The organism is Flavivirga rizhaonensis (genome assembly GCF_004791695.1).
Classification (GTDB): domain Bacteria; phylum Bacteroidota; class Bacteroidia; order Flavobacteriales; family Flavobacteriaceae; genus Flavivirga; species Flavivirga rizhaonensis.
In genome coordinates this window covers 105,034-120,293 of the sequence record NZ_SRSO01000010.1, presented here as the reverse complement: position 1 = coordinate 120,293, position 15,260 = coordinate 105,034, and the positions used below count along the sequence as shown (strand labels likewise).

The following is a 15,260-nucleotide window of genomic DNA, read 5'->3' as shown; positions in this document are numbered from 1 at the left end:
AGTTTTTTAATTAAAATAAAAAAAGTATTTACCTTCATTTCTGTATTTTAGAGTAATAATAAAAAAACCAGACAAGAAACAAGTCCCTGTCTGGAATAAAAACTAAAGCTATTAATCACTCTTAAATTAAAATTGGAAACGATACCCTACATCAGGAAAGAACCCTATTTGGTCTACCCGATCTATGTTATTTGTTAAACGGTTATAACGGCGTTCAAAAATATTTTTTCTATTGGTTAAGTTTTGTAGATCTACAAAGAATTGATGCGATAGCTTTTTTCTTTTGCTATTTATTTTAAAACCAACTTTAAAATCCCAACGCATGTAATCATCATACTGTTTGGAGAAGGCCTGGTCTTCTAAAAGAACTTCAAAACCTGCTTGGCGAGAAGCTTCTAAATCTGCAGGTGTGTAATATCGCCCACCTGAAACTGTAAATCGAGTATCAAAAAACAAAACGTTTTTTTGTGCTTTACCAACGGTAATTTCTTTACCTGCCAATAGATTTGTAACATAGCCATTGTTGAATGGCGAATTTCTTTCTATGCCATCACTGCCTTTATATTTACTTTCAAAAAAAGAAGATGTTAATAATCCATAAAATCCATTGCTAAAAAACTTCTCGACAGTTAGTTCCACACCTTTATTATAGCCTTTTCCTTCATTTTTAAGGGAAAAGACACTATTATTAAAATCAAAATCGGCACCTTCAGTCAACGAAGAATAGCTTGACGAAAAAGGTTCTACAGCTGCTTTAGTAATATTTTGGTAGTAAACTTCTGCTTTAGCTCTCCAGCTTTTTGCTAGTTTTACGTCGTAGCCTAGTACATAATGCTCACTTCTTGTAAAGTCTAAATTTTTATTAGTTTGTACTAACTCGCCATTTACATCTTCGTTTAAAAATAGAATTGGTAATGGTATATTTTGATGATGTATGCCATAGCCTAAGCTTAAATTATGTTTAGGTGCTATTTTATAGTTTAATGCGGCTCTTGGCTCTATTACAAATTGACTATTTAAAGAGCTATATTGAGAATGCAGCCCAGCATTTAAAGTAAGTTTTTCAGATAACCTAAAACGCCCTTGAATATAAGGTTGAAATAAATTTAAACTTTCATCTGTATCTCTAAATGTAAATAAGTCAGGATCTCCGTCGTTGTTTAAATCTGGTTGTTCATCTCTGTCTTGTAGGTAAGATTTTAGCTTAATATTTTCGAAAAGAATCCCTGTTCTCAATGTTATCTTGCTATTAAGTTTAGAATTGAATAAGGACGAAATTGTAATACGGTTTTGTTTATTGTCAGATTCTGTATACTTAATAATACGCTCATTAGGTGTATTTTTCTCTATAAACCGATCTTCTGTATAATTATTACCAGAGCTAGATATAGATGCTACTGTTTTTAAATAGCTTTTTTTACCAATAGTAATACGATGATTAAAACCAAAAACGTTAAAATTAGATTTAACAAACGAGTTTTCATCTTCAGCAGCAAACAGATCGTCTTTTTCAATGTCATCACCATAAAAATCAATGTCAGAATTTCCAATAATTCCAAATAGTGATAAATTACCATAGGTTCCAGTTCCTAAATCAATATTATAAGAAATATCACTATAGTTTGGTGTTGCAGATGTACCGCCTCCGCCTACCAGACCAATTAAAGAATACCTTCCTGCAACCAAGAAAGAACCTTGTTTATTGCCTAATGGGCCTTCTGCCATAGCTTCAAATCCTGTAAAAACACCTACTTGGGTCGTAAATTCATAATCGTCTGTATTTCCCTTTCTAAATCCTAAATCGAAAACACCTCCTAAAGCGTTGCCATATTCTGCAGGGAAAGCAGAAGTTATAAAATCGGAATTTTTAAGCATATTAGGATTTAATGCAGAAACGGGGCTTCCCGTAGCACCCAATGAGGAAAAATGATTGGGACTAGGTATGGGAACACCTTCTAATCGCCATAATAATCCCGATGGCGAATTACCACGAACCACAATGTCGTTTCTACTATCATCAGGCGCAGAAACGCCAGCAAAATTTGATGCTAACCGACCAACATCACTTCTTCCTCCAGAAAAACGACTAACTTCTTCCATACTAAACTGACGAGCAGAAATTGCTGCGAGTTTATTTACTGCCCTATCTTTATTGGTTTCAGCAGTTAAAATAACAGTATCTAGTTCTCCAAAAGCTTCCGTTAAACTTACATTTACAACAACATCTTTACCCGAAGTAACGTCTAAATTAGGAAGTGTTAAAGGTTCGTAACCCACATAACTAATACGTATAGCTTGCCTACCTAGAGGTACATTCTTTAAAGTAAAATAGCCATTTTCATTAGTGATAACTCCTATGGAATTATCCTGGTTTAACAATTCTATTGTAGCTCCCAGAAGTGGAATTTCAGATTGTTTGTCTATTACCAAACCTTTAATGGTTCCTGTTTGTCCTTGTAGAGAACATGTTAAGCATAGAATGAATAATTTTAATATAGTCTTCATTTGTCTTTAATTTATTTCTGTCAAATTTGAAACAGGAAACATATAATTGAAAACCATTATTTTTAAACTGCCTTATTATATTTTGAATTGTGTAATTTTTCGTTTGAATTATGGTTTTCAGGTTTTTTAAAGTCCTTTTTCAGCTTAAATAAAAATGAAACAGTTTAAGTGCTTAATTGACAATTCATATAAAACAGATTCTTTATTAACTAAGTACGCTGTATATTTGAATTTGGCGATTGCTAGAATGCGGTATAAATGATTAAGATTACACATATAAAAAAAATAGGTTATAGATTTCTTGTTGTCAATATTGTTTTTTTATTGATTAAGCTTACTGTTAACCATGAAGAGAATAGGCTTCATGGGGAAGACCCAATTAACGAACCTATTTTTTATTATGTATCTGCTGTTATATTGTTTCTGTTAACTTGGCAAGTAAACGATTGGTTGATTAAAAGAAGTAGTAAAAAGAATATATTAAAACCTAATATGGGGTTTTCTAATAGTCTAAAAATTTTAATAGAAACATTAGTAATAGTATTGCCTCTTACGGCATTAATATATTATTTAGCCATTTTTGAATTTAATTACATGTGTAAAATAGATTCCGAAAATCCGTGGTTGCAATTTCGTATAGACTTTTTTAGAGCGGCATTACTGCTTTTTTCGCTTAGCGTATGTAACCTGTTTTATTACATCACAAAGCGAACAAAAGAAATTGAAAATTCGATGCATCGGTTAAAACAAGAGGTTATGACATCGAAATATAACTCATTAAAAAATCAAATCAGTCCACATTTTTTGTTTAATAGTTTAAATATTTTAACCTCGTTAATGTATCAGGATCGTGATTTAGCATCCGACTTTGTAACTCGATTAGCGTCCTGTTACCGTTATATTTTAGATAATAAAGAAGAGGATTTGGTGTCTTTAGAAAAGGAGATGAACTTTTTAGATTCATTTATTTTTATGATGAATGTAAGGCATAAAGAATCTTTATATATAACAACGCATATTTCTGTTAATCCAAAAGATTTTTTAATACCAACATTGTCATTACAAATGCTGGTTGAGAATGCTTTAAAACATAATTATTTTTCTAAGGAAAAGCCTTTAGAAATAAGCATTTTTTCTATTAATAACAAAAGTTTAGTTGTGCAAAATACATTGCGAAAAAGAAAAGAAGAGCCATCTACTAAATTGGGAATTAGTAATATTAAAAAACGCTATGCTTTTTATACAAATGAGCCTGTAACTATTGAAGAAGAAAATAATATTTATAAGATTGCAATTCCTTTATTACAGAAAACTATAAAACAATTTAATATACCTCTAGATTCTTAATATGAAGGCTTTAATTATAGAAGACGAAAATATAGCATCAAAACGACTCGCGAATCTTGTGAAAGAACTAGCTCCTGATGTTGAGATTTTAGAGCGTATAAGTTCTGTTGAAGAAGGTATTACATGGTTTAAAAATAATACCCTTCCAGATTTAATATTTTTAGATATACAACTAAATGATGGTTATGGTTTTGATATTATTGACGGATTAAAAGAGCATCCACCAATAATTTTCACAACCGCTTATAACGAATATGCCATAAGAGGTTTTAAATATAACGGATTAGACTATTTATTAAAACCAATTGATAAGAGGGATTTAGAAACCGCTTTAAACAAATTTAGAAAAACAAAATTAGTTCCGGAAAAAGAGAATGAGAAAAAATATGAACAGTTAAAAAGTCTTTTTTCTAAAGCGTATAAGCGACGTTTTATGGTGAAAATCGGAAATCAGTTTAATAGTTTTAATGTAGAGGACATCGCTTATTTTAAATCACATGGCGGATTGATTTACTTGCGAAATACTAATGGGAAAAAATACCCTATTGAATATTCTTTAGATCAATTAGAAGATATTTTAGATCCCATTCAGTTTTTTAGAATAAACCGAAAATATATGGTGTCTGTTAATGCTGTAAACGAAATTCATAGCTATTTTAATAGTAGGTTATTATTGAAGTTACAGCCTTGTGAAGAAGAACAAATAATAGTATCCAGAGAGCGAACCACTAATTTCAAAAAGTGGTTGGACTGTTAATTTAGGTGCCCCTAATAGGTTGGCTAATTATTTATAAGCAAAGCGAGAGCTTTATTTTTTAATTAATTTTGAACCTTTCAATATCTAAATATACCATAACATCGTTAATACAAGTCTTTAGATTGGTTTTTATTTCGTGAGCCCAAAACCGAAATATGGTATAACCCATATTTTCTAATTGTTGGTTGACTTCTTTGTCTCGTTGTATATTCCTCTCGATCTTAGGTATCCAAAAATCACGATTTGTTTTTAGCTTTTCCTTGCGTTCATACCAGTTATAACCATGCCAATATTCACCATCGATAAAAATAGCAAGCTTATATTTTTTTATGCTTACATCTGGCCGTCCAGGAAGTTGTTTGCTATCCACTCTATATCGAACCCCTTTTTTCCAAAGCGCTTTACGAAAACGCATTTCTGGTTTGGTATTTTTACCACGAATTTTGCTCATCATTTTGGAGCGTTTCTTTGTGGTATAAAAACCAGATTCTTCATTGAATCTAGGGACTTTTATTTTTTTGTATTCGTAGGACATAATTACTCCTAAAATATAAATAATTATGAGTCAATGAAAAAAATAAACCTTAAGTTGGGTTGGTTTATAATAAAAAACCCTCACATTTCTTGTAAGGGTTTTAAATATCTTGAGTGTAGCAATCTAAAATTAAGAGTGCAAAATCTTTAGTATCTATAGTGCTCTGGCTTATACGGTCCTTCAACAGTTACACCAATGTATTTAGCTTGATCGCTTCTAAGCTCTGTTAACTCAACACCAATTTTAGCCAAGTGTAATTTAGCTACTTTTTCATCTAATGCTTTTGGTAACATATACACCTCATTTTTGTAAGCATCTGCATTATTCCAAAGCTCTATCTGTGCTAAAGTTTGGTTGGTAAACGAGTTACTCATCACAAAACTAGGGTGACCAGTAGCACAACCTAAGTTTACTAAACGACCCTCAGCAAGAATGATAATATCATTACCATTTACAGTGTACTTATCTACTTGAGGTTTGATGGTGTTTTTAGTATGACCGTGATTTTCATTTAACCAGGCCATATCAATTTCATTATCAAAATGTCCGATGTTACAAACAATAGCCTTGTCTTTTAAAGCTTCGAAATGACGCGCCTGAACAATGTCTTTATTACCCGTAGTCGTAATTACAATATCAGTATTACCAATAACAGTTTCTAGTTTTTTAACTTCAAAACCATCCATAGCAGCTTGTAAAGCACAAATAGGATCTATTTCTGTAACAGTTACAATGCTCCCGGCACCTTTAAAAGAAGCTGCTGTTCCTTTGCCAACATCACCATATCCACAAACCGTTACGCGTTTTCCAGCTAACATAATATCTGTTGCACGACGAATAGCGTCAACAGCACTTTCTTTACAACCATATTTGTTATCGAATTTCGATTTTGTAACCGAATCATTCACATTAATAGCAGGCATAGGTAATGTACCATTCTTTACACGTTCATAAAGTCTATGAACACCTGTAGTAGTCTCTTCAGATAAACCGTTAATTCCAGCTGCTAATTCTGGGTATTTATCTAAAACCATATTAGTTAAATCACCACCATCATCAAGTATCATATTAAGTGGTTTTCTGTCTTCACCAAAGAAAAGCGTTTGTTCTATACACCAGTCAAATTCCTCTTCTGTCATGTCTTTCCATGCATAAACCGCTGTACCAGCAGCAGCAATTGCAGCAGCAGCTTGATCTTGCGTAGAGAATATGTTACAAGAACTCCAAGTAACTTCTGCCCCTAAAGCTTGTAAAGTTTCAATTAAAACTGCTGTTTGGATAGTCATATGTAAACAACCGGCAATTCTAGCCCCTTTAAGAGGCTGTGAATTTTTGTATTCTTCACGTAAACTCATAAGCCCAGGCATTTCTGCTTCAGCTAATTCTATTTCTTTTCGTCCCCAATCAGCAAGTGAAATATCTTTTACTTTACTGGCTACATAAGGAATTGTTTTTGTACTCATATTAATTTTTCTTTTTATTTTTTAAGACCAAACAAGATTGCGATTAGCGCTTAAATAGTTAAATTCGCTTATCAAAAATTACAATCCTATTTATATAGGAGATGCAAAGATAACCAATAACTTTAAGAAAAGTAAATGCCTCTTTATAAAAGCATAAGTCCAAACTCACAAACTACTGTTAAAATCTGGAAGATTGATGAGTCCTATGATGATTTGATGCAATCAATACAACTAAGACCTGAAAGTTTAAAACGTGTTTTAGGTATGAAAAGTGAACTACATCAACGTGGGTTTTTAAGTGTTCGTTGTTTATTGGCAGAATTTGGGTATCAGGATTCAGATTTGTTTTATGATGAACATGGAAAACCACATTTAAAAGATGGAAAACAAATCTCTATTACGCATTCCTTTAATTTTTCTGCAGTAATTATTAGTGATTTAATTAGTGGGATAGATATTGAAAAACAACGTGATAAAATTACCATTATAGCTCATAAATTTATTGATTATGAAAGTGATTATTTAAATGAAGATGATAAACACTATATAGAGAAACTAACAGCTATTTGGTGTATAAAAGAATCATTGTACAAACTATTTGCCACTCCTGGATTAAGTTTTAAAGAACATTGCTTAGTGATTCCGTTTTCTAATAATGATAACCAAACAATAGCCTGGATTGATTATAAAACAAAAAAACGGCGTTACAACATTTATTTTTTCACGTTTGAAGGATTCACCTGTGCTTATGCCATTTTTTAGATGAAGCATATTTACAATGACATATTAGCTTCAATTTCTAAAGGAGAAAAACCACTAGCCGTTTTAATAGACCCAGATAAAATAAAGTTTGATAGCGTATCAAGTTTTATTGAAAAAGTGAATACATCTATAGCAACTCATATTTTTGTTGGAGGAAGTACTGTCAATGAAAATATTACAGATGCTTTAGTCGAAGAAATAAAGAGGCATACAAAAAAACCTATTGTTTTATTTCCTGGGGATACCACTCAAATCACTAGTAAAGCAGATGCTATTTTATTTCTTTCTTTAATTTCAGGAAGAAACCCCGAGTATTTAATTGGTAAACATATTAGATCTATTTCGAAATTAAATGAAACAAACCTTGATGTCATTTCAACAGGTTATATTCTCATTGAAAGTGGAAGAGAAACAGCAGTTGAAAGAGTGACAGAAACAAAGCCGTTATCAAGAACTAATATTCAACATATCGTTGATACAGCAAAAGCAGGTGAATTACTTGGAATGAAATTAATTTATCTGGAAGCTGGAAGTGGAGCAAAATTTTCAGTTTCAAAAGAAATTATATTAAATGTAAAGAAAGCGATAAATATTCCGTTAATTGTTGGAGGCGGTATTAGAAGTAAAAAACAATTAGAAAATGCTTATAATTTTGGAGCCGATTTAGTGGTGATTGGCACAGCTTTTGAGGAAGATGAATCTTTTTTTGATGAATTAAAAACCCCATTGTCCGTTGGACATTTCCCCAAAGGGGGAAAATAAAATGAGGATATAACAAATTATAAATTAAGTTTAACATAATAATGTCGACCATAAGGGGAGATTAAGAGGGGAATGAAAATATCAGTAGAATTAACCATAACACCTTTACAGAATGATTTTGAACCTACAATTATTCATTTTATTAAGAAGTTGAGAGCTTCAAATCTTAAGGTTATGGAAAATCCATTAAGCACCCAGGTTTATGGAGATTATGACGACGTAATGAAACTACTCACTACAGAGATTAAAGAAGCTTTCGAGCTTATGGAAAGTGGCTTATTATATATGAAGGTTGTAAAATCAGATAGACACGATTATGAACCCCATTTTTGATTTTTTTTTAAATTCTTATCGAGATAAAGAAACATATATTATTGTTTTAGAGGCTATTGTGTTAGTTACAGGAATAGCTAGTGTGTGGTATGCTAAAAAAGAAAATATTTTGGTTTATCCTACAGGGTTAATAGCAACTATAATTTCGGTTTATATTTTATTGAAAGATCAGCTTTATGGAGATATGATGATGAATTTTTATTTTTCTATTATGAGTGTTTATGGTTGGTGGAATTGGGCAAGAACCAAAAATAATAAAAAAGTAGTTCGAATTTCTAGAACTAACACTAGTGAGAAAATTATTGGATTTGTATTATTTGTATTAACAATGGTTATTACCTATATAGTTTATAAATCTTCAGGTATTCAAATTACCATATCCAATTATATAGATATTTTTACTTCAGGAATGTTCTTTACTGGGATGTGGTATATGGCAAGAAAGAAAATTGAAAATTGGACACTTTGGATTATCGCAGATATTATTACTGTACCGCTTTATGCATATAGAGGTTGGGGCATGTTGTCTTTTCAATATCTTATTTTTACCGTTTTAGCTATACAAGCTTATATTTTATGGAAGAAAAGTATAAACAACAGCCTGCAAACTGTATAAAAGTTGTTTTATTTGGTCCAGAATGTACTGGAAAAACAACATTGTCAAGACAATTGGCTAAGTATTACAATTCAGTTTATGTGCCAGAATATATGCGTGAATATCTCCAAAATAAATGGGATAATGAAGGTGAAGTGTGTGTGCAAGAGGATTTGTTGTCTATAGCAGAAGGACAAATGAAGCTTGAAAATGAATTGGCAAAAGAAACAGAATCGGTTTTAGTTTGTGATACCAACCTATTAGAAATTAAGGTGTATTCTGAAGCTTATTATTCAGGGAGTTGTGATCCTTTAATTAAAAAATACGCTTTGGAGAATACTTACGATTTGTATTTTTTAACTTATATTGATATCCTTTGGGAAGCGGATGATTTGCGTGATAAACCAGAAGATAGAGAAGGGATGTTTAAAGTTTTTCAAAATGAATTAATAAAAAGTAAAAAACCATATGTATTGTTAAAAGGCGATAAAAATCAACGTCTGGAAACAGCTATTAAACATATAGATAAGCTCCTAAAAAATAATTAATGTTTACAGAAAAAAATATTCAACAAATACAAAATAAAGGTATTACTATAGATCAAGTTAATGCTCAAGTGGCGCGCATAAAAAATGGAATGTCCTATTCTAATTTAGTAGCAGCAGCAACTATAGGAGAAGGTATTGAGAGTTATAGCGAGCAAGAGAAAACGGATTTTATTAAACTGTATGAATCAAAACAAAACTCTTTATCTTCTTTAAAATTTGTACCAGCATCTGGAGCAGCAACCAGAATGTTTAAGTTTTTATTTCGGTTTTTAAAGAATTTCAATCCTTCAAAAGAAAGTATTGAGGATTATGCCGAAAAACATAATGACACATTGATTAAAACTTTTGTTTCTAATTTAGAAAAGTTTCCATTTTATGATGACGTTGTGTTAAAAGCTAAAGAAGAACATTCAAATTTTTATAATTTATCACAAGGAGAAAAATATCTGCAATTTGTAAAAGTCATGTTGGACGAAAATAGTCTTAATTATAGTTTCTTTCCTAAAGGATTGCTCCCCTTTCATGAATATGGAGATACTGTGATAACAGCTTTTCAAGAGCATTTATTTGAGTCAACACTTTATGCCGCATCAAACAATAAAGCAAATCTTCATTTTACAGTTTCAGAAAAACATCATCCTTATTTTATTGAAGAGTTAAATCGTATAAAACAAGATCTGGAACAAAAAACGAATACTACTTTTAATGTATCGTTTTCCTATCAAAAAGAAGCCACAGAAACCGTTGCGCTAACGATGGAAGGAACTATTTTTAGAAATGAAGACGATTCTGTTTTATTTAGACCAGCAGGGCATGGTGCTTTGTTAGAAAATTTAAACGATTTGAATAATGATTTTATTTTTATTAAAAATGTTGATAATATTGTAGTTTCTGATAAGAATATCGAGGTTTCTGAGTATAAAAAACTACTTGCAGGCATTCTTATAAAAATTCAAGAGCAGATTTTTGCGTTTTTGCATAAACTAGATCAAGCTGTTGTTTTAGAAGAAGAACTTCTTGAAATAGCGCTCTTTTTATCAAATAAGATACATGTTCCCATTCATATAGATTTTGAAGATTTTATTTTAGAAGAAAAAAGAGCATATCTAAAGGAAAAATTAAACCGTCCAATTCGCGTGTGTGGTATGGTTAAAAATGAAGGAGAGCCAGGAGGTGGTCCTTTTTGGGTAAAAGATAAAAACGGAGTTATATCTTTACAAATAGTAGAGTTTGCTCAAATCAATATTCAAAATGAGGCACAGCATGAAATCGTAAAAAACGCTACCCATTTTAATCCAACAGATTTGGTTTGTGGTGTTAAAAACTACAAAGGCGAGAAATTCAACCTTAAAGAATTTGTAGATCCAGAAGCTGCTTTTATAACTACAAAAACTCAAAATGGAATAGATATAAAAGCATTGGAACTCCCAGGATTATGGAATGGGAGTATGGCACATTGGAATTCGCTTTTTGTTGAGGTTCCTTTAAGTACTTTCAATCCTGTAAAAACGGTTAACGATTTACTTAAGCCGGCACACCAGATATAGTTATGTTCAATAAAGAAATCTTAATAGAAGAGTTAAGTTTTAAAGCAATTAGAAGCTCAGGAAGTGGCGGGCAACATGTCAATAAAGTATCCTCGAAAATTGAATTAACCTTTAATTTAATTGAGTCACTTGCATTTAATAATGAACAAAAAATACGTCTTCAAAATAAGCTAAAACAGCGATTGACTAAAGATGGCTTTCTAATTTTACAATGTGATGAAAGCCGAAGTCAACATAAAAACAAAGAACTTGTTATAAAACGTTTTCTAGAATTAGTCCGTGTGGGCTTAATCATTCCAAAAAAGCGCATTCCTACTAAAATTCCTAAAGCAGTTATTAGAAAACGATTAAAAAATAAACGTAATCTTTCCGATAAAAAAGCAAATAGAAGGAAACCAGATATTGACTAAAATAATTATCAATTAGTATATTAACAATTATTAATTGTTAGTATCTTTGTGGCGTTCTCAAAAAGGGGTGCTTTTAGAGCTGAGATCATACCCAATGAACCTAGAACAGGTAATGCTGTTTAGGGATTTTAATAATTAACTAACAATAAAGAATAATGACCTCTTTTTATTCGATTATTAAATATAATCGTAATGAAATCGACTTTAAAAAAGTTATTCTTAAATTCAAAGAATGATAGTTTTTTTAACTTTCAAAATAACATCTTTCAAATTAAAAACGTATTTCTTTTTTTAGCACTATTAGTGTTCTCGATCAGTGCCAAAGCACAAGAAAATCAAAAACAACAAGATTCAACCAAAACAGAAAAACTAGACGAGGTTCTTCTTTCTGCAACCAGAGCTAAAGATAAAACACCAGTAGCTTTTACTAACATTGCAAAAGAGAAATTAGAATCAATCAATCTAGGTCAAGATTTGCCTATTTTATTAGATCAATTACCATCTGTAGTTACTACAAGTGATGCCGGTGCAGGAGTGGGGTATACAGGTATTAGAGTACGTGGTAGCGATGCTACCAGAGTAAACGTAACCATTAATGGGATCCCTTATAATGATGCAGAAAGTCAAGGGACTTTCTGGGTTAATATGCCAGATTTTGTCTCCTCTGTAGAAGATATACAATTGCAACGAGGTGTAGGAACATCAACCAACGGTTCGGGTGCTTTTGGAGCAAGTTTGAATTTGAAAACTTTAAACCCTTCAGCTAAAGGGTATGCCAAGACCACCAATACTGTTGGAAGTTTTGGAACGAGAAAGCATAACATTAGCATTGGTTCTGGACTTAAAAATAATTTTTATGCAGAAGGACGATTATCAAATATTCAAAGCGATGGTTATATAGATAGGGCAAGAGCAGATTTAAATTCATACTATTTAGAAGCAGGGTTTTTAAACAAAAAAACAGCCGTGAAAGCTATTGTTTTTGGAGGAAAAGAAGAAACTTACCAATCTTGGTATGGTACACCCGAAGCTGTTGTAAATAATGACAGAGTTGGAATACAAGCATTTATTGATAGAAATTTCCCTTCTGATGCAGAAACTCAGAATCTATTAAACTCTGGAAGAACTTATAATTTTTATACTTACGATAATGAAGTAGATAACTATCAGCAAACACATTATCAGCTACATATCTCTCATCAATTTAATAATCATTTTTCTGCAAATATTTCAGGTAATTTTACTAGAGGAAAAGGTTATTTTGAGCAGTATAAAAATGATGAAGAATTAGGTGATTACTTCCCTAATAATGCAAATGCATCAGACGAAGGAGATGTTATTAGAAGACGTTGGTTAGATAACGATTTTTATGCATTTGTATATTCCTTAAGTTATAAAAAAGAAAACTTAAACTTGTATTTAGGTGGGGGGTATAATACGTATAAAGGAGATCATTTTGGTGAGGTTATTTGGGATTCGTTTGCTTCTTCAATACCTATTAGAAGTAACTACTATTTTAGCTATGGAGACAAAAAAGATTATAGTACTTATGTTAAAGCGGAATATAATGTAACGGATAACTTATTTGCCTTGCTAGATCTACAATATAGAACGGTGGGTTATGAATCTGTAGGAACAAGTTCAGATTTATTAAATATTAATGTAAAGGAATCATATAATTTTTTCAATCCTAAATTTGGATTAACATATACAATAGATAATTATAATAGTATTTATGGGTCTTTCGCTGTGGCTAACAGAGAGCCTAACAGAGATGATTTAACTAAAAACCCTGTGCGCCCAAAATCAGAACAGCTCCATGATTTTGAGTTTGGTTACAAACTAAGAAAAGAAAACTTTTATGCAACAGCTAATCTCTATTACATGAATTATAAAGACCAGTTAGTTTTAACAGGAGATTTAGATGATGTTGGAGACCCCATAAGAGAAAATGTGGCAAAGAGCTATAGAGCAGGGATAGAATTGCAAACAGGGTATAAAGTATCTAACCAATTTAGAATTGATGCAAATGCGACGTTTAGTCAAAATAAAATAAAAGAATTTGATTATGTGATTTACGATACACAATATGACCCAAATACATTTGATAGTGTTTCTTATGAACCTGTAGTAGCACAATTTGAAGATACAGATATTTCCTTTTCGCCAAATGTTATATTTGGAAGTACTTTAACGTATTCACCAATTAAAAATGGAAGTATTGCATTGTTGTCTAAATATGTTGGGAAACAGTATTTAGATAATACATCCAGTGATGAAAAAAGTATGGATGCCTATTTTGTGAATAATTTAAATGTATCCTACAAGATTCAACCAAAGTGGATTAAAGAAATAGGGCTTAATTTATTAGTTAATAACTTATTTGATTCTCAGTATGTTTCCAATGGCTATACCTACAGCTATTTTTATAGACCAGTAGGATCCTCTGATGCTGCTATAACGGAAAATTTTTACTATCCACAGGCAACCATTAACTTCTTGTTAGGGATGACATTAAAATTATAAAAATAAGTTAGTTGTTATATTGAGTTTGTCGAAATGTTTTTAATTTACGGATGATTAATATTGGTTTCGACAAGCTCAACCTGACAAATCAAATCCCTTTTTTTATCCCTCTAATTAAAAATTAAGAGATTATTTCCATTTTTTTCTACTCTATAATTTTTCAAACTACATGGTAAGCTTTTACCTCCTAATAATTGACCAGTAACCAAGCTATATTCATTTGCATCATCACAGCCACAAGTAGCGTTTAATCCAGAAGGAACAAGCGTAGAGCAACTACTAGGTGTATGGTTTGGGTCACTAGCATCCCATGCTAAAAAATCGGCGCCTGTGCTGGCAACAATAATCCCCCATTTCCCGCGTTTTCTATGTAAACAGAGTTGCCTGCAAAAGGAAGCTGACTATATTGTGGTAAACTAAGATTGATATTAACATTAACCCCCAGATCTAATAAAAAATTACAATTTTTATTATCAACAGAATTTTTACTGCAAGATGTTAAAATAATTAGGGCAATAAGGTAGAAAACAGGTTTCATAAATAATTATAAAAATTAAAAAATGCAATTTACAACAAAAAGCAAATTGAGTTAAATATTTTGTATATTTGTTATACAATCTCGTGTTAGCGAGATTTTTTTATATGCTGAACCTGAGTGTTCGGCATCTTTTATTAAGTAAAACGATGAAGTTATGAGTAAAGTATCGTACTATACACCAGAAGGGTTAAAAAAATTAAGAGATGAACTACAACAATTAAAAGATGTAGAGCGAGTGAAGGCATCAAAAGCAATTGCAGAAGCCAGAGATAAGGGAGATTTAAGTGAAAATGCCGAATATGATGCTGCTAAAGAAGCACAAGGGATGTTGGAAATGCGTATTTCTAAATTAGAAGAGGTATTAGCAGGAGCGCGGGTCATTGATGAATCTCAGTTAGATAATTCTAAGGTATTAGTGTTATCTAAAGTTAAAATAAAGAATCAAACCAATGGCATGGAAATGAATTATACATTGGTGGCAGATGGAGAAGCCGATTTAGCTTCGGGTAAAATTTCAGTGAACTCTCCTATTGGAAAAGGTTTGCTTGGAAAATCTGTAGGTGACGTTGCTGAAATCCAAGTGCCTAATGGTGTTATGAAGTTTGATATTATAGAAATTTCTAGATAAAATT

At 31.5% G+C, this 15,260-nt stretch carries 15 protein-coding genes; 11 read left to right on the top strand and 4 right to left on the bottom strand.

Annotated features, from left to right (window positions below):
• Window positions 1-126: 126 nt before the first annotated feature.
• A complete protein-coding gene (locus EM932_RS09300; protein ID WP_135876909.1) occupies window positions 127-2,505 on the bottom strand; it encodes a TonB-dependent receptor in 2,379 nt (792 codons plus the stop codon).
• A gap of 258 nt (window positions 2,506-2,763) precedes the next feature.
• On the opposite strand from EM932_RS09300, the gene EM932_RS09295 reads away from it, so the two are divergent.
• Window positions 2,764-3,852 (top strand): sensor histidine kinase, encoded by a 1,089-nt coding sequence (locus EM932_RS09295; protein ID WP_135876908.1) that lies wholly within the window; start codon window positions 2,764-2,766, stop codon window positions 3,850-3,852.
• Between the two features lies 1 nt (window position 3,853).
• Window positions 3,854-4,609, top strand: a complete 756-nt coding sequence (locus tag EM932_RS09290; RefSeq protein WP_135876907.1) for a LytR/AlgR family response regulator transcription factor — start codon at window positions 3,854-3,856, stop codon at window positions 4,607-4,609.
• Window positions 4,610-4,667: 58 nt separating this feature from the next.
• Here the strand turns inward: EM932_RS09290 and EM932_RS09285 are convergent, their stop codons facing one another.
• Together EM932_RS09285 and ahcY are read right to left on the bottom strand one after the other, a co-directional pair.
• Window positions 4,668-5,144 (bottom strand): very short patch repair endonuclease, encoded by a 477-nt coding sequence (locus tag EM932_RS09285; RefSeq protein ID WP_135876906.1) that lies wholly within the window; start codon window positions 5,142-5,144, stop codon window positions 4,668-4,670.
• Window positions 5,145-5,290: 146 nt separating this feature from the next.
• Window positions 5,291-6,607, bottom strand: a complete 1,317-nt coding sequence (gene ahcY / locus EM932_RS09280) for an adenosylhomocysteinase (protein ID WP_135876905.1) — start codon at window positions 6,605-6,607, stop codon at window positions 5,291-5,293.
• Window positions 6,608-6,742: 135 nt separating this feature from the next.
• Between ahcY and EM932_RS09275 the strand changes: the two genes are divergently transcribed.
• The 8 genes from EM932_RS09275 (at window position 6,743) to EM932_RS09240 (ending at window position 14,090) form a co-directional block, all read left to right on the top strand.
• Entirely contained in the window at window positions 6,743-7,369 is a 627-nt protein-coding gene (locus tag EM932_RS09275) for a 4'-phosphopantetheinyl transferase family protein (RefSeq protein ID WP_135876904.1), read from the top strand.
• Entirely contained in the window at window positions 7,370-8,131 is a 762-nt protein-coding gene (locus EM932_RS09270) for a phosphoglycerol geranylgeranyltransferase (protein WP_135876903.1), read from the top strand.
• Between the two features lie 72 nt (window positions 8,132-8,203).
• Entirely contained in the window at window positions 8,204-8,464 is a 261-nt protein-coding gene (locus tag EM932_RS09265) for a thiamine-binding protein (protein ID WP_135876902.1), read from the top strand.
• Window positions 8,448-9,080 (top strand): nicotinamide riboside transporter PnuC, encoded by a 633-nt coding sequence (gene pnuC, locus EM932_RS09260; RefSeq protein ID WP_211344275.1) that lies wholly within the window; start codon window positions 8,448-8,450, stop codon window positions 9,078-9,080. Before EM932_RS09265 ends, pnuC begins: the two co-directional genes overlap by 17 nt.
• A complete protein-coding gene (locus EM932_RS09255) occupies window positions 9,041-9,607 on the top strand; it encodes an AAA family ATPase (RefSeq protein WP_135876901.1) in 567 nt (188 codons plus the stop codon). The genes pnuC and EM932_RS09255 overlap by 40 nt, the downstream gene beginning before the upstream one ends.
• Window positions 9,607-11,154: a DUF4301 family protein gene (locus tag EM932_RS09250; protein WP_135876900.1), complete on the top strand. Its 1,548-nt coding sequence runs from the start codon at window positions 9,607-9,609 to the stop codon at window positions 11,152-11,154. The genes EM932_RS09255 and EM932_RS09250 overlap by 1 nt, the downstream gene beginning before the upstream one ends.
• A gap of 2 nt (window positions 11,155-11,156) precedes the next feature.
• Window positions 11,157-11,564, top strand: a complete 408-nt coding sequence (gene arfB / locus EM932_RS09245) for an alternative ribosome rescue aminoacyl-tRNA hydrolase ArfB (protein WP_135876899.1) — start codon at window positions 11,157-11,159, stop codon at window positions 11,562-11,564.
• A gap of 192 nt (window positions 11,565-11,756) precedes the next feature.
• Window positions 11,757-14,090: a TonB-dependent receptor gene (locus EM932_RS09240; RefSeq protein WP_135876898.1), complete on the top strand. Its 2,334-nt coding sequence runs from the start codon at window positions 11,757-11,759 to the stop codon at window positions 14,088-14,090.
• Window positions 14,091-14,403: 313 nt separating this feature from the next.
• Here the strand turns inward: EM932_RS09240 and EM932_RS21215 are convergent, their stop codons facing one another.
• The gene (locus EM932_RS21215; RefSeq protein ID WP_246040989.1) at window positions 14,404-14,628 is read right to left on the bottom strand and encodes a hypothetical protein; all 225 of its coding nucleotides are present in this window, start codon (window positions 14,626-14,628) and stop codon (window positions 14,404-14,406) included.
• Between the two features lie 154 nt (window positions 14,629-14,782).
• Between EM932_RS21215 and greA the strand changes: the two genes are divergently transcribed.
• Window positions 14,783-15,256 carry a transcription elongation factor GreA gene (gene greA, locus EM932_RS09230; protein ID WP_135876897.1) on the top strand — a complete coding sequence of 158 codons (474 nt, stop codon included), beginning with the start codon at window positions 14,783-14,785 and terminating at the stop codon, window positions 15,254-15,256.
• The last annotated feature ends 4 nt before the right edge of the window (window positions 15,257-15,260 follow it).